We start from the raw sequence: 19,554 nt of genomic DNA, 5'->3' as shown, positions 1-19,554 counted from the left end.
GGAGCAAGAGGACGCGTAAGATCGAAACGAGCAGTCCAACTTTCCCGGCAGGCGGCCGTGGGTTCTGTCCCTCGATTCGTCATGAAATTCACCGATTGCTTGTCCTGCTGCCGCGCAGCACCGGGCGGTTCGTCGGCAACATGACGGAGCGTCGACACGGATGAATCCATGCTCATCACGACCATCAGGATGTGAAATGAACCCAGCTCGCAACCGTGTGGCCGCAAGTGCCATCGGGATCCGTCTCGACCATCCGGATCCGACCGACAGGGACCGTCTCGCATCGTCGACGGGAGGAACGCGCTGCGGTCGCTTGCTGCTCGCCGTTTGGCTCTGCGTGATCGTGCTCGGCACCCCCGCCGCGCACGCCGAAGCGGCTGCCGCGGATCCGGGACGCGCCGGGGAAGAGGTCGAGCACTCCGAGGCCGCATCGGATCGCCATGGCTGCCTGCGCTGTCATGCCATGCCGACGCTGGCCTACCGCAATCCCGAAAGCGGCGAGATCGTCGATCTGTCGATCGATCGCGAGGGGCTAGCGCACTCGGTTCACGGCGAGCTGGCCTGCATCGACTGTCATCGCCGCAGCTATCGACGCTACCCGCATCCGGACCGGCCCGCTCCGGGCGATCTGGACTGTATCGGCTGTCACGAGGACGACGACCAAAACCTGAGCCGAGGGTGGGTCGACATCGATGCCGAGTTCAAGCGCAGCGTCCACGCGGTCTCCGACTCGCCGAAGGCGGTGGGCTTCAGCTGTCACTCCTGTCACGACCCGCACCGCTTCCGCCCGGCCGCGGTCGGGGAGCCGATCGCGCAGATCGTACGGAACCACAACGAGGTCTGCCTGTCTTGCCATGGGAAGCTGATCGCACCCACCAACACCAGCCATGACTGGCTGCCGAACCGCGACGCTCACTGGGCATCGGTGCGATGCGTCGAATGCCACACGCCCGTCGCGGACTTTGCGAATCATGAAGTTCTGCCGGCCGAGAAAAGCGAGAAGAATTGTGTGAGCTGTCACTCAGCGAACCCGCAGCTCCTCGCGCGGCTTTATCACTTCCAATCCGAGGAAGACATCGCCCGCAGCGGCTTGCTCGCCAAGGCCGTCTTCAACGAGGCTTATGTGGTCGGCATGAGCAAGAGCCCGGCGCTCGACCGACTCAGCCTGGCGATCATGGGTCTGATGGTTCTGCTGCTCGCGGCGCACGGCGTCGGTCGCTATCTCGTCCGTCGGGCAAACAGGAGAGGATGATGACATCGCTGTATCTCTATCCGGCTTGGCTGCGACTTTGGCACTGGATCAATGCGCTCTTGTTCCTGACCTTGATCGCCTCCGGGGTCAGCATGCATTACGCCGGAGCCGATTGGCTGATGCCCTTCGCCACCGCGCGAGTGGTCCACAATACTGCCGGGATTCTACTGACCATCGGCTGGATCGGCTTCGTCGTCGTCAATGCCAGGAGCCAGAATGCGCGCCACTATCGTGTCCGGTTTCGCACGCTCATCGGGGATTTGATCGCCCAGACACGCTACTACATGATCGGAATCTTTCGGCTGGAGCCGCATCCATTCCACGTCACCGAAGCCATGAAGTTCAACACACTTCAACAGCTCAGCTATCTCGGCGTCATGTACGGACTGATGCCGATCCTCATCCTCAGCGGCTGGGCCTTTCTCTATTCGATCTATCTGCCGGAGACCCTGTTCGGCCTCGGCAGCGTTTGGGTCGTCGCCATGACGCATGTCGTCGTCAGCTATCTGCTGGCCCTTTTCCTCCTGGTACACATGTACATCATCACCACCGGCGATACGGTCTTTTCGAATCTCCGCGCCATGATCACCGGTTGGCATCGCGAAACCGATGCGCCCCGCACCGAGACCACGGCTCCGGCCCGGCGTGAGACGCCATGAACGCATTCGCCAAAACCCTGCTGACACCCAAGAACGCACGTCGGCTTCTCATGACGGTCGCGGTCGGACTACTTGTCCTGTTCGTGCTCTACAAGGTGGTGTATCCGATCGTTTTCGACGCCTACGTGGGCAAATCAAACGCCCCTTTGACCTACGCCAACAGTCAGCCGATCAGCGAGGCCGAGCTCGAAGCGATGGCGACCGAGCTCTCGCTGAGCGCGCGCCGTGCGGCCGCCGAGGCGATCGTCGGGCAAGACGACAATGCCTTCGCCCGCCGGGTCAAGGTCGAGATGCTCATGAACACGCAGTCCTTCATGCGCGAGCACGAGCCGACGCATATCAAGTATTTTCGTGATGCGAGTATCCTGCAATACGAAGGACCCCAGACCTGCCTGCAGTGTCACGCCACCATCAAGGTCCGGCATCACGACGGGCGTACCTCCGAGGTCGACACACTCGACGACATCGTCAACTCGGTCCATTTCAAGTTCCAGAGCGATGGAGGCGGCGGCTTCTCGACCTACGGCTACGACGGACGCCAGGTGAACGCCGAGGGCAGCCGTCCGATCCCGGTCGGCAAGATCAATCGGGCCTGCGGGATCCCCGGAAGCTTCTCCTGGACCGGCTGGGCAGCGCTGGTGGAGAGTCGACCAGAGTCCACCCATGGCGAGGTTGAATTACGCAGCGAAGGCTGCGGCCAATGCCATATCGGCGGCAACTATCAGCCGGCGACCGAAAAGATGATGCCGATCGGCGACGTGCCCGATGTCGCCAAGGAGGGTATCGACTGCTTGATCTGTCATTCCACCGAATACGACATGAACCAGAGGTATGTGATCCGGGATCATGTCGGACTGCGCTGGAATCAGGACCGCACGATGCGCGCCGCCCTCACCGTCGGCCGAGCGACGACCAAGAACTGTCTGAACTGTCATCAGCACAACATGGGCGGGGATGCTTATCTGCACAACGAGGCCGCACAAGCGCTCGGGAAGCAGCACCGGCGCCTGCTCCACACCGGCGCCAAGCGCGGCAACCCCTTCAGCCCTCAGGACGACGTCCATGCCGCGGCGGGTCTTCAGTGCACCGATTGCCATGTCCCCGAAGGCCACAAGATCCCGCGCGGCAGGATGGGTGTCGATCTGGTCGCCAACGATCTACCGGATGTCGAGGTCTCGTGCGTCACATGTCACAGCATCGCGCCGCACAACCGTTCCGAGCACAAGGCGTTGCTCAACGGGCATCTGGATCGGATCGCCTGCGAAACCTGTCATATCAGGGATCTTCAGGACAACAACGTCGTGCTCCGCGATTGGGTGCACCCGACCTGGGATGCGGAAGAAGGCATCTTCACGCCCACCGACGTCTATCGGTCCGGCGAGGTCAACAAGGGGTTCACCTTCCTCTGGTTCAACGGCAACGGCACCTTCCTGGCGAACGCCTTGGGCAACAATCCCAACGGTTCGACCGAGTACGACCCGCTGATGCGGCAACTCGCCCGGATCGATGATCCGGAGATCGTCGCCGCCGTGCGCGAGAAGGCGCTCGAGCTGAAGAAGACCTATCCGGATATCGACTTGGACGCCTATGTCGAGGCCGCGACCGACCCGCTTTCCCAGCTCACGCCCGAGCAATTGGACGAGCGGCGCCGGATGCTGGATGAGAATCTGCGTGCGCACATGAACGACGGCCAAAGCCGCATCTATCCCTTCAAGCTGTTCAACGCGATGATGTACGAGGACATGGGTAATCAAGGCCCGTTCGGCGCCATGATCCTGCCGTTCGATTACGCGACCTACTACGAGACGGGCGACACGGCCGCGTCCGTGAAGCAGGCGATCCGCGATCCCATCGTGCAGCGGATGTACCAGGAGCCCTTCAAGCTCTATATGATGGATGAGTTCATGGCTTATTTCGGGGTCAGCGGTGGATGGAAGACCGATTACCCGCTGGTCGATGGCAAGCTCAAGAACGTCGAGCCAAAGTGGATGCGTCAGATGGGCTCGCTCATGGTCAACCACGGCATTCAATCCGTGGGTCGCGACTGCGTCGAATGCCATTCGCCGAGCGGCATCCTGGATTATCGTGCCTTGGGCTACTCGCAGGAGCGTGCAGCGGAGCTCGAGAACCTCGACATCGTCGAGAATCTCCGCCCCGCGGCAAGCCTCTCCGCGACGGACGGCGGCTAGTTCGCCTCCCGGGCAGGCCCGATCCTCAAGATCGCGCCGACCGGGTCACTCGATATCGGGAGCACCGCATGGGACTCGCACTGAGACTCTATGAGAGCCTGACCGAGGCGCCGGACGATACGACGCGCTTTCGCCTCATCGTCGATACCATTGATGCCTTGGAGCAACAATGGCCGCGAGGCGGCGATGTAGCCCTTCGGTCGGATGTCCGCGAATCCGAGCTGCGGCTCCAAAAGGAAATCGAGCAGGTCAGAAGCGAGCTCAAGAAAGACATCGCCGAGCTTCGTGCGGACATGCACAAGGAGATCGCCAAGCTAAGGGGCGAGGTTCAGAAGGACATCGCCGAGTTGCGAGGGGAGGTCCAGAAGGACATCGCCGAGCTTCGTCACGAGGTCCAGAAGGATATTGCCAACCTCCATGCCGCGATCGAGCGCACCAAGGTCGATCTACTCAAGTGGATGGTCCCGCTGATGCTGGGCCAAGTTGCTGCGCTTGCGGCCTTGGTTAAGCTCCTTTGAAGAGACCGCGCGAGCTCGCCGCCCTCGCGCCGATCGCAATTAAACCGCCCCCGGTGCGGTATGTGTCACTTGTCGGAGTAGCTTGGCCGCGCCGGTTCCGACGACTGTCGGAGCCGGCGCAGTTTAAAGTATTAAAAATCTTAAATTCTAAACCGCGTCTCACTGGGATCGAGGATATCTCCGAAGCCAAACGCGCAATGAAAACGACGCATGTCGCTCTGGACGCGGTTTAGCCCGGTTTGATCGCCTCGATACTCGCCGAGACCAGATAGTCCGTGACCGGCGTTCCCGGGGCCCAGTCCCGAATAAAGTCTCGGCTCTCGTCCTTCGGCGACACGCTCACCTGATCGAATCCCGCGCCCTTGAGCATCTGCTCAAGCACCTCGATCCGGGCCGCCCCCGCCATGCACCCGGTGTAGAGCGACAGGTCCGACCGCAGGTCGTCCGGCAGCTCGGCGGTCGCGACGATGTCCGAGATGGCCAGTCGACCGCCCGGCTTGAGCACCCGAAATGCCTCCGCGAAGACACGGGCTTTGTCCGGAGACAGGTTGATAACGCAGTTCGAGATGATGACGTCGACCGAGCCATCCGCCAGCGGCAGGTTCTCGATCTCGCCGAGTCGAAATTCCACGTTGCGATGCCCGACCGCCTCCGCGTGCGCCTCCGCGTTGCGGCGCGCCTTGGTCAGCATCTCCGGTGTCATGTCGACGCCGATGACGCGACCTGTCTCGCCGACTTGGCGGGAGGCAAGAAAACAATCGAATCCGGCGCCGCTGCCCAGGTCCAACACCGTTTCGCCCGGCTTCAGCGCGGCGATCGCTTGGGGATTGCCGCAACCCAAGCCGAGATTCGCACCCTCGGGTACGGCAGCGGTCTCGGCCTCGCTGTATCCGAGCAGGATCGATTGGATCGGCACGGGCGCGCAACAGCCGCCCGCAGAAGACGGTGCGCAGCAATCGGACCCCTCTCCCGCCGTCGCCGCTCGTGCCGTTGCGCCGTAGCGATCGCGCACCGCTTGGCGAAGGCTGTCTTGCTCGTTGTTTTTCATTCGGATCTCCCCTCGGGTCATGCCGTGAACGAATTACAAACAGGCGTCCCTCAGCGCCTTCATAGACTCAAGCCCCTTCTCGCGGGCGAATGCGATGTTTCTTTCAGGGATAGCATCCGCATCAGGGTATCGGTCCAGCACATGTTCGATGCTCTCTTCGCGGAGCAGGTGCAACATCGGATAGAGCGATCTGTTCGTATAGTTTGCAGGGTCATCTTCGGGCGCATCTGCAAACCGATACTCGGGATGAAAACCGGCGACCTGGTAGCAGCCTTCGTAGCCTTCCGCATCCAGAAGCGCCTCCGCCATTTCGACCAATTCGAGATAATCGTCGAAATCCGGGAAGGCCCCGGGCAGGATCAGCAGCGTTGTCTCGATCGACGGGTTTTCATCGAGGCGACGGCACTCCTCGAGAAATGCCCGAAGACAGGCTTCCATGTCGGAGTCGATTTCGACGCGATAGTGTATTGAGCCGCGATTGAACTCTTTTGCCGCGAAGGGACACATACGACATCCGATCACGACCTCGGAGATCCATTTTTTGGTGCGCTCGATGACTTGCTCGGTTTCAACAACCATCAGCTTCGCTCATTCCCGCTATTGGATCTGTTCATTCGCCGCTGCGCCGAGAGACTCGCGCAGCTCCCGCGACAGGGGCTGGGACGTCACCGTACGCTCGGGCGGTCACTCATGCCGCAGCGCCTCGATCGGATCCAGCCTGGCCGCTCGGCGCGCGGGGAAATAACCGAAGACGACTCCCACCGCGGCCGAGAACAGGAAGGCGATCAGGATGATGGGGCCGTTGAGCACGAAAGGCACCTGCAGCAGGCTCGCCAGTCCAATGGAGGCGACCAACGCAAGCAGGATACCGAGCAGTCCGCCCAGGGACGACAGGACCACCGCCTCCACCAGAAACTGCATCAAGACCTCGCGCTCGAGCGCCCCGATGGCCAGACGGATGCCGATCTCGCGGGTGCGCTCGGTGACCGAGACCAGCATGATGTTCATGATGCCGATGCCCCCGACCAAGAGGCTGACCGCGGCCACGGCGCTGAGCAGAGCCGTCAGCACCCGCGTGGTCCCGGTCAGCATGGTCGCGATCTCCTTCATGTCGCGCACCGAGAAGTTGTCCTGATCGGCCGGGTGGACGTGGCGACGCTCGCGCATCATCCGCTCGATGTCCGCTTTGACCTGCTCGGTGGAGTCGCCCTCGCGGACCGAAAGCTGGATCAGGTTGATGTCCTGATTGCCCGCGACACGCCGCTGGAAGGTTCGCAGCGGCATGACCACAAGATCGTCCTGATCCGAGCCCATGGCGCTCTGACCCTTGCTTGCGAGAAGCCCGATCACCTCGCAGGCGATCTGCTTGAGTCGGATCTTCTGACCGATGGGATCCTGGTACCCGAACAGCTCCCGGCGCACCGTCGCCCCGATCACGCACACCGCCCGTCCGGCGCGCTGCTCGGGCTCGGTGAAGAGCCGCCCGTCGTCCAACGTCCAGTTACGCACCGCGAAGAAGCGGTTGTCGCTGCCGGTCACCGTGGTCGACCAATTGCTGTTGCCCACCACGGCCGTCATGGCCTGACTCGCCGAGCCGGCCACGGCACTCGCGGCGCCGATCTCGCGCTGCACCGCGGCCACGTCCTCCAAGGTGAAGGGCGGTGCGTTGGAGCCAGATCCCGGCCCCATGCGTTGGCCCATGGTGATCATCAGCAGGTTGGTCCCGAGACTTTCGATCTGGGCCGTAACCTGACGGGTCGCACCGTCGCCGAGGGTCACCATGACGATGACCGCCGCCACGCCGATGACGATGCCCAGCATGGTCAGAACCGAGCGCAGGACGTTTCGGCGGATCTCGCGCAGGGCCAACAGGAGTGTGTTCCAGAGCATCAGGACCTCTGCTCCGGCGCGCTCTCGTCGACCACGCGGCCGTCGAGAAAATGGACGACGCGATGCGCGTAGGCCGCCATCTCGGGCTCGTGCGTGACCATCAGGATCGTAATGCCGCGATCGCGGTTCAGTCCGCCCAAAAGGGTCATGATCTCGTGACTGCGGACCGAATCCAGATTCCCGGTCGGCTCGTCGGCAAGGAGCAGATGCGGGTCCGTGACGATGGCGCGCGCGATGGCGACGCGTTGCTGCTGACCGCCGGAGAGCTCGCCCGGCGTGTGTCCCTCCCGACCGTTCAGGCCGACCAGCGCCAAAGCGCGCTGCGCCAAGGCATGGCGCTCCGCGCGCGGGGTGCGTCGATAGATCAAAGGCAGCTCGACATTCTCCAGGGCCGAGGTCCGGTTGAGCAGATTGAAGCCCTGGAAGACGAAACCCAGGTCACGGCGTCGCAAGAGTGCGCGCTGGTCGCGACCGAGCGTCTCGACGGCAACGCCCCGGAAGCGGTAGGACCCGGAGCTGGGCGTGTCCAAGCAGCCCAGGATATTCATCGCGGTCGATTTGCCCGATCCGCTCGGCCCCATCACGGCGACGAACTCGCCCTGCTCGATGCGCAGGTCGACCCCGGCCAAGGCATGGACGGCCGCGTCGCCGCGCCCGTAGACCTTGGTCACGCGGCGGAGCTCGATCAAAGGGCCGGATCTATCGGAGGTCGCGTCGGCCATGGTCAGGGCTTCTTGCGCTCGACGTCGACCAGCACGCGTGTCCCGGGAGCCAGGCTGTCGTCCAGGACCTGCGTCATGATCCCGTCGCTCTCCCCGACCTTGACCGGAACGCGCGTCGGCTCGCCGTCGGTCGAGATCCAGACCTGCGCCTCCTTCCCCGAGCGCTCTTCGGGCGTGCGGGGACGCTTCGCGGCCGCGGGCGGTCGCGGCATGAGCATGCCGAGCAGGCTGGATGCGCCCCGCTTGGGGACGGCGTCCTGTGGCGGATTGAAGCGCAAGGCCGCATTCGGGACCAGGACCACGTCATCCGATGCCTGAACCAGGATCTCGGCCGTGGCCGTCATACCGGGACGCAGGGCGAGGTCCGAGTTATCCAGGTCCAGCAGCGCGGCATAGGTCACCACGCCGCTCACGGTCTCGGGGGCAAAACGCACCTGAGCGATGGTCGCCGGAAACCGACGGTCCGGATAGGCATCGACGACGAACTCGGCGGACTGACCGACCGCCACCTGGCCCACGTCCGCCTCGTCGATGGCCACCTTGAGTTCCATCTGCGCCAGGTTCTCGGCCAGGTTGAAGAGCACCGGGGTCTGGAGCGACGCGGCGACCGTCTGTCCGGGCTCGACCTGACGCAGCAGGACGATGCCGTCGATGGGCGAGCGAATCACGGTCTTCTCGAGGGTGCGGCGATTCGCGTCGAGCTCCGCCTGTGCCTGGGCGACCTTCGCCCGCGCGACGGCAAGCGACGCGAGCGCACGCTCGGCGTTCGCCACGGCACTGTCCAACTCCTCGGGCGAGGCCAGTCGCTTCTCGATCATGTCCCGCGTGCGCCGCAGCTTGTTCGCGGTCTCGGTCACCGTCGCCTGAGCCTCCAGCACACTGGCCTCAGCCAGCGCCAGAGCCGCCTCCGACTGGCGGGTCTTCGCCCGGGACTGGTCCGGATCCAGCTCGGCGAGGATCTGGCCGGTCTCCACGCGATCGTTGAAATCAACCGCCACCCGGACGATGGTGCCGGACACCTCCGTGCCGACATCCACCTGATTGACCGGCTGCAGCGACCCGGTCGCGGTGACCTTGATCCTCAGATCGCCGCGCTCGACCTCGGCCGTCTCGAAGCTTATTCCGGTCTCCGGACGACTCGTCAGCCAAACGCTCGTCCCGGCTGCAAGACCGAGCAGCACCAAGGCCATCAGCGCGACACGAAGCAGGCGTCGGCGAGGCGGGGCGGCTCGATCCGAGTCGCTTGGACGGTCGATCGGCTCGGTGGGGACGTTGGATTCTCGGGTCATGGCTCAAGCAGTCCGAAGGGATCGAGTCGGCTGCTCCGGCGGCCGACGAGGTTCCATCCAGGCTAGCGAACAAGTGGGGAAAAAATGGGGAGGGCGAAGGAATGGTTGCCGCGATCGGGCCTCCCGGGTCAGGCCGAGAGAGCATCCGAGGAAAATACTGTATCCGGTACGAGGCCGCAAAGCGTTGAACGCGGAAGACCGCACATGCGCCGGGGCTTGAGCAGCCCTGCAAAGCTGCTTTGCATTTAACCTGGACCGGCGCTTACTTACTTGACATCTCAGCGTGAGCCCCGGGCATCGCTTGAACGCAACATCATGTTTCCTAATTCGAATGGTAGATGGCATCACATGTGCTTACATCGCCTCGACCGTCCGGCTCCATCCAGGCGCCGACGAACCGCGGGGACGACAACCAGATGCCAACCACCGAAACCTATTACGAGGTCATGCGGCGCCGGGGGATCACGCGCCGCAGCTTCCTCAAGTTCTGCAGCCTGACGGCCACCGCGCTCGGGCTTGCGCCGGCCTTCGCCGGGAAGATCGCGCACGCGATGGAGACCAAGCCGCGCATCCCGGTGGTCTGGATCCATGGGCTCGAATGCACCTGCTGCTCCGAGTCCTTCATCCGCTCCGCGCATCCGCTGGTGTCGGACGTGATCCTCTCGATGATCTCGCTGGATTACGACGACGTCATCATGGCGGCTGCCGGACATCAGGCGGAGGCGATCCTGGAGGAGGTTCGTCACAAGCACGCCGGGAATTACATCCTCGCGGTCGAGGGCAACCCGCCGCTCAATCAGGACGGGATGAGTTGTATCGTCGGGGGCCGACCCTTCGTCGAGCAGCTTCTGGAGATGGCCGACAGCTGCAAGGCCGTCGTCTCCTGGGGCTCCTGCGCCTCCTGGGGCTGTGTCCAGGCGGCACGTCCCAACCCGACGCGCGCCACCCCGGTCCACGAGGTCATCCGCGACAAGCCGGTCATCAAGGTGCCGGGCTGTCCGCCGATTGCCGAGGTCATGACCGGGGTCCTGACCTATATCCTGACCTTCGATCGTCTGCCGGAGCTCGACCGCCAGGGTCGCCCGCTGATGTTCTACGGGCAACGCATCCACGACAAGTGCTATCGCCGACCGCACTTCGACGCCGGCCAGTTCGTCGAAGCCTGGGACGACGAGGCGGCGCGCCGCGGCTACTGCCTCTACAAGATGGGCTGCAAGGGACCGACCACCTACAACGCCTGCTCGACGATCCGCTGGAACGGCGGGGTCTCCTTCCCGATCCAGTCCGGACACGGCTGTATCGGCTGCTCCGAGGACGGCTTCTGGGACAAGGGCAGCTTCTATCAGCACGTCACCGATACCCACGCCTTCGGCATCGAAGCCAATGCGGATCGCACCGGCATCGCCGTCGCGACCGGCGTGGGTGCGGCAATTGCCGCCCATGCGGCCGTCAGCGTCTACAAACACGCCCAAGACAAGAAGGGAGATGATCAAGCATGAGCGTCGTCACGGCCAACGGCTTCGAGCTCGATACCGCCGGGCGACGTCTCGTCGTCGACCCGGTCACCCGCATCGAGGGACACCTGCGCTGCGAGGTGAATCTCGACGAGAACAACGTGATCCGCAACGCCGTCAGCACCGGCACCATGTGGCGCGGGCTCGAGGTCATCCTGCGCGGTCGCGATCCGCGCGACGCCTGGGCCTTCACGGAGCGGATCTGCGGCGTCTGCACCGGCACTCATGCCCTGACCTCGGTGCGCGCGGTCGAGGATGCGCTCGGGATCGCGATCCCGGAGAACGCCAACTCCATCCGCAACATCATGCAGCTCACGCTCCAGGCGCACGACCACCTGGTGCATTTCTATCACCTGCATGCGCTGGATTGGGTGGACGTGGTCTCCGCACTCGGTGCCGATCCGAAGGCGACGAGCGCGCTTGCGCAGAGCATCAGCGACTGGCCCAAGTCATCGCCGGGCTATTTCCGCGACGTGCAGAATCGACTCAAGCGCTTCGTGGAGTCGGGTCAGCTCGGGCCCTTCATGAACGGCTACTGGGGCAGTCCGGCCTACAAATTGCCGCCCGAGGCCAACCTGATGGCGGTGACCCACTATCTGGAGGCGCTCGACTTCCAGAAGGAGATCGTCAAGATCCACACCGTCTACGGCGGCAAGAATCCGCATCCGAATTGGCTGGTCGGCGGGATGCCCTGCGCCATCAACGTCGACGGCACGGGCGCGGTCGGCGCGATCAACATGGAGCGGCTGAATCTGGTCAGCAGCATCATCGACCAGACCATCGAGTTCATCGACAAGGTCTACATCCCGGACCTGATCGCGATCGCCTCCTTCTACAAGGACTGGACCTACGGCGGCGGGCTGAGCAGTCAGGCGGTGATGTCCTACGGCGACATCCCGGATCATGCCAACGACATGTCCTCGGAGAACCTGCTCCTGCCGCGCGGAGCCATCATCAACGGCAATCTCAACGAGATCCACGAGATCGACCTGCGCAACCCGGAAGAGATCCAGGAATTCGTCGATCACTCCTGGTTCAGCTACAAGGACGAGACCCGCGGTCTGCATCCCTGGGACGGAGTCACCGAGCCCAACTTCGTGCTCGGGCCCAACGCGGTGGGCACCCGCACCCGCATCGAGGCGCTCGACGAGCAGGCCAAGTATTCCTGGATCAAGGCACCGCGTTGGCGCGGGCATGCCATGGAGGTCGGCCCGCTGGCGCGCTATGTCATCGGCTACGCCAAGGGTATCCAGGAGTTCAAGGAGCCAGTCGACAAGGTGCTGACCGATCTCGGACTGCCGCTCGAGGCGATCTTCTCGACCCTGGGTCGCACCGCCGCACGCGGGCTGGAGGCGTCCTGGGCGGCCCACAAGATGCGCTATTTCCAGGACAAGCTGGTCGCCAACATCAAGGCCGGCGACACGGCGACGGCCAATGTCGACAACTGGGATCCCAAGACCTGGCCGAAGCAGGCACGCGGTGTGGGCACGACCGAGGCCCCGCGCGGGGCGCTCGGACACTGGATCGTCATCAAGGACGGCAAGATCGACAACTATCAGGCAGTCGTCCCGACGACCTGGAACGGCTCGCCGCGCGACCCGGCGGGGAACATCGGGGCCTTCGAGGCGTCGCTGCTCAACACCCCGCTGGCCAAGGCGGACGAGCCCCTGGAGATCCTGCGCACGCTGCACAGCTTCGATCCTTGCCTGGCCTGCGCAACGCACATCATGGGTCCGGACGGGGAGGAGCTCACCAGGGTCAAGGTCCGCTAAGACGCGTCTCGAGTCCGTTTGATGGGTTCGGGGTTATTTCAGTCTCGACGCAGCATGCGGACTCGGCGGGGACGCGTTTTAGGTGATTATTTTCGGGGGAACACGACGGGAAATGTCGCTTCGGACACCGAGCCTCACATCAGTCTCGCGACACCGCAAGAGCGGTGTCGCGAGCCGGGAGGCGCTCCGCGCCGGGTGCACCGACAGCCGAGATCCGCCTGACCAACATCCGGGACAACGCCATGAACACCAGCCTTCCACACGTCAAACAGACCGCGGTCTATGTCTATCAGGCACCCTTGCGGGCCTGGCATTGGATCAATGCACTCTCCATCACGATCCTGGCCATCAGCGGCTATCTGATCGGGAGCCCGCTCCCGACATTGTCCGGCGAGGCGAGTGATCACTATGCGATGGGCTATATCCGCTTCGCGCATTTCGCCGCAGCCTATGTCTTCGTGATCGCCTTCCTCTTCCGCATCTACTGGGCCTTCGCGGGTAACCGCTATTCGCATCAATTGTTCACCCTGCCCTTCTGGCGCGCGCGCTTCTGGCACGAGCTGATTCACGAGGTTCGCTGGTATGCCTTCAAGGAGGTGGAGCCGGCCAAGTATATCGGCCACAATCCGCTGGCTCACCTCTTTATGGTGGTCATCATTACCGTCGGCGGTCTGGTGATGATCGTCACCGGATTCGCGCTCTATTCGGAGCAGACCGGTCTCGGCAGTTGGCAGGACGAGATGTTCGGGTGGGTCATCCCCTTCGTGGGCCAGAGCCAGGACGTGCGCATGTGGCACCATTGGGGCATGTGGGTGATCGTCATCTTCGTCATGCTGCACGTCTACACCGCTATCCGCGAGGACATCATGTCGCGCCAAAGCCTGATCAGCACCATGATCAGCGGCTGGCGGATGTTCAAGGATGATCGGCCATGAGTCCCGGTTCGATCCGACCGATTTCCATCCGACCCGCTCCGATGGGAACCGATCCGGCCATCCTCGTCCTGGGTATCGGCAACCTCCTCTGGGCCGACGAAGGCTTCGGCGTGCGCGCGGTGGAGGCGATGCAACGCGACTGGGTGATGTCGTCCAACGTGCAGCTGCTCGACGGCGGGACCCAGGGGATCTATCTGGTCGACCGGGTGCGCACGGCCGATGTGCTGGTGGTTTTCGACGCGGTCGATTACGGCCTGCCGCCCGGCGCCATGAAGCGGGTCGAGGGCGACGAGGTGCCGCGGTTCCTCGGCGCCAAGAAGATGAGCCTGCACCAGACCGGCTTCCAGGAGGTGCTCGCGCTTGCGGCCATGCTCGGCGACTACCCGGAGCATCTGCTCCTGATCGGCGTGCAGCCGGTCGAGCTGGACGACTTCGGCGGCAGCCTGCGCCCGGAGGTCAAGGCGCGGATCGCCCCGGCGATCGCGATGGCGTTGGAGTATCTGGCGCAGTTCGGTGTCGTCGCGCAGCCGCGCAGCGATTCGAGCGTCGACACCCATGATCTGCCCCATCCATCCCTTGCACTGAACGCCTACGAAGCCGGCCGACCGGCACCGGAGGTCGCCTGCCGCATCGGCGACGAACGCTTCCTGGCGAGCCTGTCCGGCCGGGCGATCCACCGCGGAGAGCGAGCATGACGATACCAAGAGACCTCACGGAGACACGGCGGATGCCGGGTACGCCCTTCAGCGTCGTGGTCGAGGAAGGCCCCGACTATCTCTCGATGCCGAAAGGCATGGCGACTTATCAAGCCCCACTACTGCCCGAGCCGGAGGAGCTGGAGGACTGCGCTGCCGGACTTGATCTGCTGCGGCGCCTGCACGACGTGCTCGCAGAGCATCGCGTTGGCCAGCCGGCGGATATCCTGGATCTGGGCCCGCTCGACACCCTCGATCGCCAGCTTGTCGACCAGACCCTCGGCGAGGGCGAGGTCAGTGTCATTCAACAGGGTGTGGAGGACACCCGCGCGCAGGAGACCCGCCTGGCCGGAGTCTGGCGGCTGCACGTCCCCGCATCTGACAGCGGTGCGGGCCGCGAGCTGATCGAGGTAGCCGAGATCCCGAGCTTCGTGAGGGACACCGCCTTTCTCGGCACGACCGAGACGATCGGACCCGTCGGGGATCTCCCGGACGGTGTCATGAACGCCCCGGCGCTGATCGCCGAGATCGAGGCCAAGGTCGCCGAATGGCGTCCCGGCACCCCGGCCCACATCATCAATCTGACCCTGCTTCCCATGACGGAGCAGGATCACGCCTATCTCGACGAGCGCCTCGGCCGGGGGCGCGCGACCATCCTCTCGCGCGGCTACGGCAGCTGCCGGATCGTCGCCGGCGGCATTCGGCAGGTCTGGTGGGTACAACACTTCAACTCGGATGATCGTCTCATCCTGAGCACGCTCGAGGTCACGGATGTCCCGATCGCGGCACTGGCCGCACAGGAGGACATCGACGACAGCCGCGACCGGCTGGCGGAGATTCTCGAGGCATTGGGTTGAACCCGAGCACGGGTGTCGACGGACCGGATGAGGACCCCGTCGATACCGGCGCACGGCCCGCCGATTCACGCATGGAATGCCGTATCTGCTGGTACCTCTACGACCCTGCCGAGGGAGATCCCATCGGGCAGGTGCGGCCCGACACCGCCTTCGACGACCTCCCCGACAACTGGCGCTGTCCGCGTTGCGACAGCGATAAATCCAGCTTCTTGCGCTCCAGCGAGACCCTCGCGTCAACGGATCGGCCTCACCAGCCCTGAACCTAAATCCGGCATTTCGAACCGCAAAGGCGCAAAGGACGCAAAGAAAAACAAGAATTTGTAATGCGAATGACGTTCACCCTTTGGGTGAATGGCGGCATTGAAGCAAGGCATTGAAAGCCTTTGCGTCCTTTGCGCCTTTGCGGTTCAACTACTCTTTTCAGGTTGAAGGATCCACGGGCGTTTCAACCCGCCTGTCGTGCACGGCCGTGTCGCCGCATTCAAGAGGCGCTCGCCTGCCGGATCCGGGATAATCACCCGGAGGTTTAACAGGCAGGGACGCAGGCCCGGAACGACGGACCCGCGACCCGAGACGTGCGGCTCGACACGCGTGAGCCGCCGCTCGCCATCGATCCGAAGCCGACTGGACGGCGCTTCTGCACGTCATGACCCAACGACCCGCGACATCTCGCGCAAGCGCGTCCGTCATGGCCGGCAGCGGCCCACAACCCCGTGCGCGACCCACTCCCACCGTCAGGCGCCCCGACCTGCGTGCAGTCGCGCTGACCCTGCTCCTGGCGATCGGTGCTCCTGCGGTTCAATCCGCAGCGCCGTCTACCGCGAATGCCGATGTGTCATCCGGCTCGGGACTGGACCGCGACGACGTCGCCGCAAGCATCGCCCGGATCGAAGGCGCTCCCGAGCTCTCCGAGGAGGCGCGAGAGCGGCTCACGGGCCAGTATCGACGCGTGCTCGACAACCTCGCCGCGCTGGCCGAAGCCAAAGGCGCGTTGGCCGACCTGCGCGAGACGCTTGCAGAGGCACCGGGGCAGACCGCAGCCATCCGCGCACGTCTGAGTGCTGACACACCGCTCGCCGAGGAACCGCTCGATCTACCCGCCGGGACCGACCCGGCCGCGGTGCAAAGCATGCTGGCCCGAGAAGCGGCAGCCGCTGCGGCCTTGGAAGATCGGCTGACCGCTCTGGAGCAGGGACTCGAGGAGACGCGCGACGCACTGCCGCTCTGGCGCCGAGAGCTCGCCGAGCTGCGCCAACGCACGCTGGACCTGGACGACGAGCTGGCCGGCGCCCTGGCCATCGGCTCCGACGGCCTTGAAGCACGCGCCCGACGCTGGCTGCTGGAGAGCCAGCGCAGCCTGCTGCAGGTCGAGACGCAGGTGCTGGAGCAGCGACTGGCGGGCGCCGATGCACGCCGTGAGCTGGCCTTGGCACAGCGCGACGAGGCACGGCTCGCCTTGGACCGTGCGCTGGCGCGCCAGGCTCGACTGCAGGCCGAGGAGGAGCGGTTGCGTCGCGCCGAGTCCGAGCGCGTCCTGGTCGCCACCGAGGCCGCGAAGGCGGCCGCCGCCGATGCCCACCCGCGGGTACGCGAGCTGGCGCAGGCAAACGCAGCGCTCGCCGAGGCCATCGGCGTGATCAACCATGGCACCGAAGAGGCGGAGGCGGCCCGCGCGGAGACCCTGTCCGCCACCACGGTGCTCACGCAGGACCTCGCCAACGACCGCCAGCGCATCGCCGCCGCAGGCTTGAACCAAGCCCTGGGCCGCGTTCTGCTCGATCAGCGCGACCGGCTCCCGGATACGCGTGAGCTGCGTCGGCAAGCCGCGGAGCGAGCGAACGCTACGGCCGAGGCGACGCTCGCCATCCTGAGCTGGCGCGAGGAGCTGCTCGCACTGGACAACGGCGAAGCGACCCGCACCGCCGCCGACACTCAACCCGCGGAACCGGGAGCCGGAACGACACTGAAGAGACAGTTGGACGAGCAGGTCGCCCGCCGGATCGACCTGCTGGAGCGCGCGATCACGGGCGGGGAGCGGCAGCTGCGCGCCCTGGCCGAGCTCGATCTCGCGGCCGACAAGCTGCACGCCCTGGCCCTGGAGTACCGAGAGTTTCTGGCCGAGCATCTGTTGTGGATGCGCAGCCATGTGCCGATCACCCAGCAGAGCTTCGCCGCGCTGCCGGAGATCATCGGTGATCTGATCCGACCCTCCAACTGGCTCCTCGTCCTCCAAACGCTGGGCACCGGTATCGCCGGTACCTGGATCTTGTGGCTCGGTCTGCTCGCGGTCGCCCTGCTGCTCGCCGTCGATCGGGGTTTGCGACGGCGTATCCGCGCGACCGCCGCGCCCCTGCTCCGAGCCAGTACAGACCGCTTCGGCTATACACTCCGGGCGATCGGACTCACGCTCGTGCTGGCGGCACCGGCGCCGTTGCTGCTGGCCGTGCTCGGGTTGGTCCTGATCGACACAGCGACCTCGAACCCCTTTCCCTATCGGGTGGGGGACGCACTCTTGCTCATCGCACCAGGGCTTTATTACCTGCGCGCCTTCCGTCTCCTGTGCATGAAGGGCGGCTTGGCGGAGCGGCACTTTCGATGGCGCAGCAAGACGATCCAGGGGTTGGCGCGTGCTCTGGATACGGCCATCTGGGTGCTGATCCCGCTGGGCTTCATCGCCGCACTGGTCGGACCGCTCGGCGAGGTTCAGGCCGCGACCCTCGGGCGACTGGCATTGACCGCCGTCACCCTGGGCAGCGCGATCCTACTGGCCATCAGCCTGCATCCGCGCCGCGGGGTGGTCCGGGACGCACTCGCCGACGCGCCCGAGGGCCTCGCCGAGAAGCTGCGTTACCTCTGGTATCCACTGGCCATCTCGGTGCCCTTGGCTGCGGCCGTGCTGACGCTTGCCGGATTCCAATACACGGCGGCCACACTCTTCTATGTCTGGTTCGAGCAGTTCTGGCTGCTGCTCGGCCTGGTCGTGCTGCATCAATCCATCGTGCGCTGGCTGCTGGTGACCCGCCGACAGCTCGCGCTGCGCCAGGCGGCAGAACGCCGAAACCGCCGGGAGGCGCAGCAGAAGGCCGAGGCTGAATCCGGCGAGGGCGGCATGTCGCCGAAGCCGGATTCGGACCCCGCCGCGGACGATCAGCCGGTCGACTTGGTCGCCCTGGACAGCGAGACCCGCAAGCTGTTGAACGCACTGATTGCGGTGGGCGCCGGAGTGGGTCTCTGGATCCTCTGGTCCGACGTGCTGCCCGCACTGAACGTGCTCGAGCGAATCACCTTGTGGAGCACCGGCACGACGGTGGACGGTGTTGCCCGCTCCTTGCCGATCACCTTGGCGGATCTGGCCAGCATCCTGGTGATCGTCACGGTGACCGTCATCGCCGTGCGTCACCTGCCGGCCCTGCTCGAGATTCTGCTGCTGAAGAACACCGGCATCAGCGCCGGCGGGCGCTACACGATCATCGCCCTGAGCGGCTACGCCATGACCGCGGTCGCCGTGCTGATGATCGCCGGGCGCCTCGGGCTCTCCTGGCAACAAATCCAATGGCTGGTCGCGGCGCTCGGCGTGGGCATCGGCTTCGGCCTGCAGGAGATCGTCGCCAACTTCATCAGCGGGCTCATCATCCTGTTCGAGCGGCCGGTGCGGGTGGGCGATACCGTCACCATCGGCGAACAAAGCGGCGTGGTCACCCGCATCGAGATTCGCGCGACCACCATCCGCACCTGGGATCAGCGCGAGCTGCTGGTGCCAAACAAGGAGCTGATCACCGGCGAGGTCATCAACTGGACCCTGTCCGATCAGATCAACCGCGGCGAGATTCTGGTCAGCATCGAGTACGGCAGCGATACCGAGACGGCATTGCGCATCCTCGATGCGGTGGTCTCGGAGGATCCGCGTGTGATGACGGACCCGGCACCCACTGTCATGGTGCACGCGTTCGGCGAGCGCGGGCTGGATTTGATGGTGCGCTTCTTCTTGCCGGCGATGGCGGACCGGATGCTGATCCGCGGCGAGATCATCAACGCCATCGACAACCGGTTGCGGGCCGCCGGCATTCCGATCGGCCTGCCGCGACGCGACATCCGCCTGCGCGACGGCGCAGCCGATGATCACGGCCCATCGGCGGATGCGGTCCGCCCCGGAGACGCCCCCGGCTCGGCTGCACCGGGACATCCATGATGCGCGATCGCGACGCGCGAAGCCT

At 64.7% G+C, this 19,554-nt stretch carries 16 protein-coding genes; 11 read left to right on the top strand and 5 right to left on the bottom strand.

What is annotated here, in order from left to right; all coding sequences use genetic code 11:
* The first annotated feature begins 196 nt into the window (after positions 1 to 196).
* The 4 genes from BLV04_RS04340 (at position 197) to BLV04_RS04325 (ending at position 4,618) form a co-directional block, all read left to right on the top strand.
* Positions 197 to 1,252, top strand: a complete 1,056-nt coding sequence (locus tag BLV04_RS04340; protein ID WP_175534496.1) for a cytochrome c3 family protein — start codon at positions 197 to 199, stop codon at positions 1,250 to 1,252.
* Positions 1,252 to 1,911 (top strand): cytochrome b/b6 domain-containing protein, encoded by a 660-nt coding sequence (locus tag BLV04_RS04335; protein ID WP_093028520.1) that lies wholly within the window; start codon positions 1,252 to 1,254, stop codon positions 1,909 to 1,911. Before BLV04_RS04340 ends, BLV04_RS04335 begins: the two co-directional genes overlap by 1 nt.
* Entirely contained in the window at positions 1,908 to 4,100 is a 2,193-nt protein-coding gene (locus BLV04_RS04330) for a cytochrome c3 family protein (RefSeq protein WP_093028518.1), read from the top strand. Before BLV04_RS04335 ends, BLV04_RS04330 begins: the two co-directional genes overlap by 4 nt.
* 68 nt (positions 4,101 to 4,168) lie before the next feature.
* Positions 4,169 to 4,618 carry a coiled-coil domain-containing protein gene (locus BLV04_RS04325; protein ID WP_093028516.1) on the top strand — a complete coding sequence of 150 codons (450 nt, stop codon included), beginning with the start codon at positions 4,169 to 4,171 and terminating at the stop codon, positions 4,616 to 4,618.
* 229 nt (positions 4,619 to 4,847) lie between these two features.
* Here BLV04_RS04325 and BLV04_RS04320 read toward each other — a convergent pair whose 3' ends face one another.
* The 5 genes from BLV04_RS04320 to BLV04_RS04300 all read right to left on the bottom strand — a co-directional run bounded on the left by BLV04_RS04320 (position 4,848) and on the right by BLV04_RS04300 (position 9,567).
* The gene (locus BLV04_RS04320; protein WP_093028514.1) at positions 4,848 to 5,666 is read right to left on the bottom strand and encodes an arsenite methyltransferase; all 819 of its coding nucleotides are present in this window, start codon (positions 5,664 to 5,666) and stop codon (positions 4,848 to 4,850) included.
* A gap of 33 nt (positions 5,667 to 5,699) precedes the next feature.
* Positions 5,700 to 6,245, bottom strand: a complete 546-nt coding sequence (locus BLV04_RS04315; protein ID WP_093028512.1) for a DUF1415 domain-containing protein — start codon at positions 6,243 to 6,245, stop codon at positions 5,700 to 5,702.
* 105 nt (positions 6,246 to 6,350) lie between these two features.
* Entirely contained in the window at positions 6,351 to 7,556 is a 1,206-nt protein-coding gene (locus BLV04_RS04310; protein WP_093028510.1) for an ABC transporter permease, read from the bottom strand.
* Complete coding sequence (locus BLV04_RS04305) at positions 7,556 to 8,227, bottom strand: ABC transporter ATP-binding protein (protein WP_371828629.1); 672 nt, start codon at positions 8,225 to 8,227, stop codon at positions 7,556 to 7,558. The genes BLV04_RS04310 and BLV04_RS04305 overlap by 1 nt, the downstream gene beginning before the upstream one ends.
* Before the next feature lie 53 nt (positions 8,228 to 8,280).
* Positions 8,281 to 9,567 (bottom strand): efflux RND transporter periplasmic adaptor subunit, encoded by a 1,287-nt coding sequence (locus tag BLV04_RS04300; protein WP_245731709.1) that lies wholly within the window; start codon positions 9,565 to 9,567, stop codon positions 8,281 to 8,283.
* 416 nt (positions 9,568 to 9,983) lie between these two features.
* Between BLV04_RS04300 and BLV04_RS04295 the strand changes: the two genes are divergently transcribed.
* From BLV04_RS04295 to BLV04_RS04265, 7 genes are all read left to right on the top strand, one after another.
* Positions 9,984 to 11,066, top strand: coding sequence for a hydrogenase small subunit (locus BLV04_RS04295; protein ID WP_093028506.1), 1,083 nt, complete (start codon positions 9,984 to 9,986; stop codon positions 11,064 to 11,066).
* Positions 11,063 to 12,853, top strand: a complete 1,791-nt coding sequence (locus BLV04_RS04290; RefSeq protein WP_093028504.1) for a nickel-dependent hydrogenase large subunit — start codon at positions 11,063 to 11,065, stop codon at positions 12,851 to 12,853. The genes BLV04_RS04295 and BLV04_RS04290 overlap by 4 nt, the downstream gene beginning before the upstream one ends.
* Before the next feature lie 242 nt (positions 12,854 to 13,095).
* Positions 13,096 to 13,788 (top strand): Ni/Fe-hydrogenase, b-type cytochrome subunit, encoded by a 693-nt coding sequence (gene cybH / locus BLV04_RS04285; protein WP_093028975.1) that lies wholly within the window; start codon positions 13,096 to 13,098, stop codon positions 13,786 to 13,788.
* A gap of 41 nt (positions 13,789 to 13,829) precedes the next feature.
* The gene (locus tag BLV04_RS04280) at positions 13,830 to 14,483 is read left to right on the top strand and encodes a HyaD/HybD family hydrogenase maturation endopeptidase (RefSeq protein WP_093028973.1); all 654 of its coding nucleotides are present in this window, start codon (positions 13,830 to 13,832) and stop codon (positions 14,481 to 14,483) included.
* On the top strand, positions 14,480 to 15,340 hold the full coding sequence (locus BLV04_RS04275; RefSeq protein ID WP_245731708.1) for a hydrogenase expression/formation protein: 861 nt from the start codon (positions 14,480 to 14,482) through the stop codon (positions 15,338 to 15,340). Before BLV04_RS04280 ends, BLV04_RS04275 begins: the two co-directional genes overlap by 4 nt.
* A complete protein-coding gene (locus tag BLV04_RS04270) occupies positions 15,337 to 15,600 on the top strand; it encodes a rubredoxin (protein WP_245731707.1) in 264 nt (87 codons plus the stop codon). Before BLV04_RS04275 ends, BLV04_RS04270 begins: the two co-directional genes overlap by 4 nt.
* Before the next feature lie 386 nt (positions 15,601 to 15,986).
* A complete protein-coding gene (locus tag BLV04_RS04265; RefSeq protein ID WP_093028500.1) occupies positions 15,987 to 19,529 on the top strand; it encodes a mechanosensitive ion channel domain-containing protein in 3,543 nt (1,180 codons plus the stop codon).
* Positions 19,530 to 19,554: the final 25 nt, after the last annotated feature.

Origin of the sequence: Thiocapsa roseopersicina (genome assembly GCF_900106925.1) — a bacterium.
Taxonomy (GTDB): Bacteria; Pseudomonadota; Gammaproteobacteria; order Chromatiales; family Chromatiaceae; genus Thiocapsa; species Thiocapsa roseopersicina.
This window is presented reverse-complemented; position numbering and strand designations above follow the sequence as displayed.

Bases quoted from the DNA above. Each gene is read 5' to 3' on its own strand.
- BLV04_RS04340 (WP_175534496.1), top strand. From the start codon at position 197: ATGAACCCAGCTCGCAACCGTGTGGCCGCAAGTGCCATCGGGATCCGT.
- BLV04_RS04335 (WP_093028520.1), top strand. From the start codon at position 1,252: ATGACATCGCTGTATCTCTATCCGGCTTGGCTGCGACTTTGGCACTGG.
- BLV04_RS04330 (WP_093028518.1), top strand. From the start codon at position 1,908: ATGAACGCATTCGCCAAAACCCTGCTGACACCCAAGAACGCACGTCGG.
- BLV04_RS04325 (WP_093028516.1), top strand. From the start codon at position 4,169: ATGGGACTCGCACTGAGACTCTATGAGAGCCTGACCGAGGCGCCGGAC.
- BLV04_RS04320 (WP_093028514.1), bottom strand. From the start codon at position 5,666: ATGAAAAACAACGAGCAAGACAGCCTTCGCCAAGCGGTGCGCGATCGC.
- BLV04_RS04315 (WP_093028512.1), bottom strand. From the start codon at position 6,245: ATGGTTGTTGAAACCGAGCAAGTCATCGAGCGCACCAAAAAATGGATC.
- BLV04_RS04310 (WP_093028510.1), bottom strand. From the start codon at position 7,556: ATGCTCTGGAACACACTCCTGTTGGCCCTGCGCGAGATCCGCCGAAAC.
- BLV04_RS04300 (WP_245731709.1), bottom strand. From the start codon at position 9,567: ATGACCCGAGAATCCAACGTCCCCACCGAGCCGATCGACCGTCCAAGC.
- BLV04_RS04295 (WP_093028506.1), top strand. From the start codon at position 9,984: ATGCCAACCACCGAAACCTATTACGAGGTCATGCGGCGCCGGGGGATC.
- BLV04_RS04290 (WP_093028504.1), top strand. From the start codon at position 11,063: ATGAGCGTCGTCACGGCCAACGGCTTCGAGCTCGATACCGCCGGGCGA.
- cybH (WP_093028975.1), top strand. From the start codon at position 13,096: ATGAACACCAGCCTTCCACACGTCAAACAGACCGCGGTCTATGTCTAT.
- BLV04_RS04280 (WP_093028973.1), top strand. From the start codon at position 13,830: ATGGGAACCGATCCGGCCATCCTCGTCCTGGGTATCGGCAACCTCCTC.
- BLV04_RS04275 (WP_245731708.1), top strand. From the start codon at position 14,480: ATGACGATACCAAGAGACCTCACGGAGACACGGCGGATGCCGGGTACG.
- BLV04_RS04265 (WP_093028500.1), top strand. From the start codon at position 15,987: ATGACCCAACGACCCGCGACATCTCGCGCAAGCGCGTCCGTCATGGCC.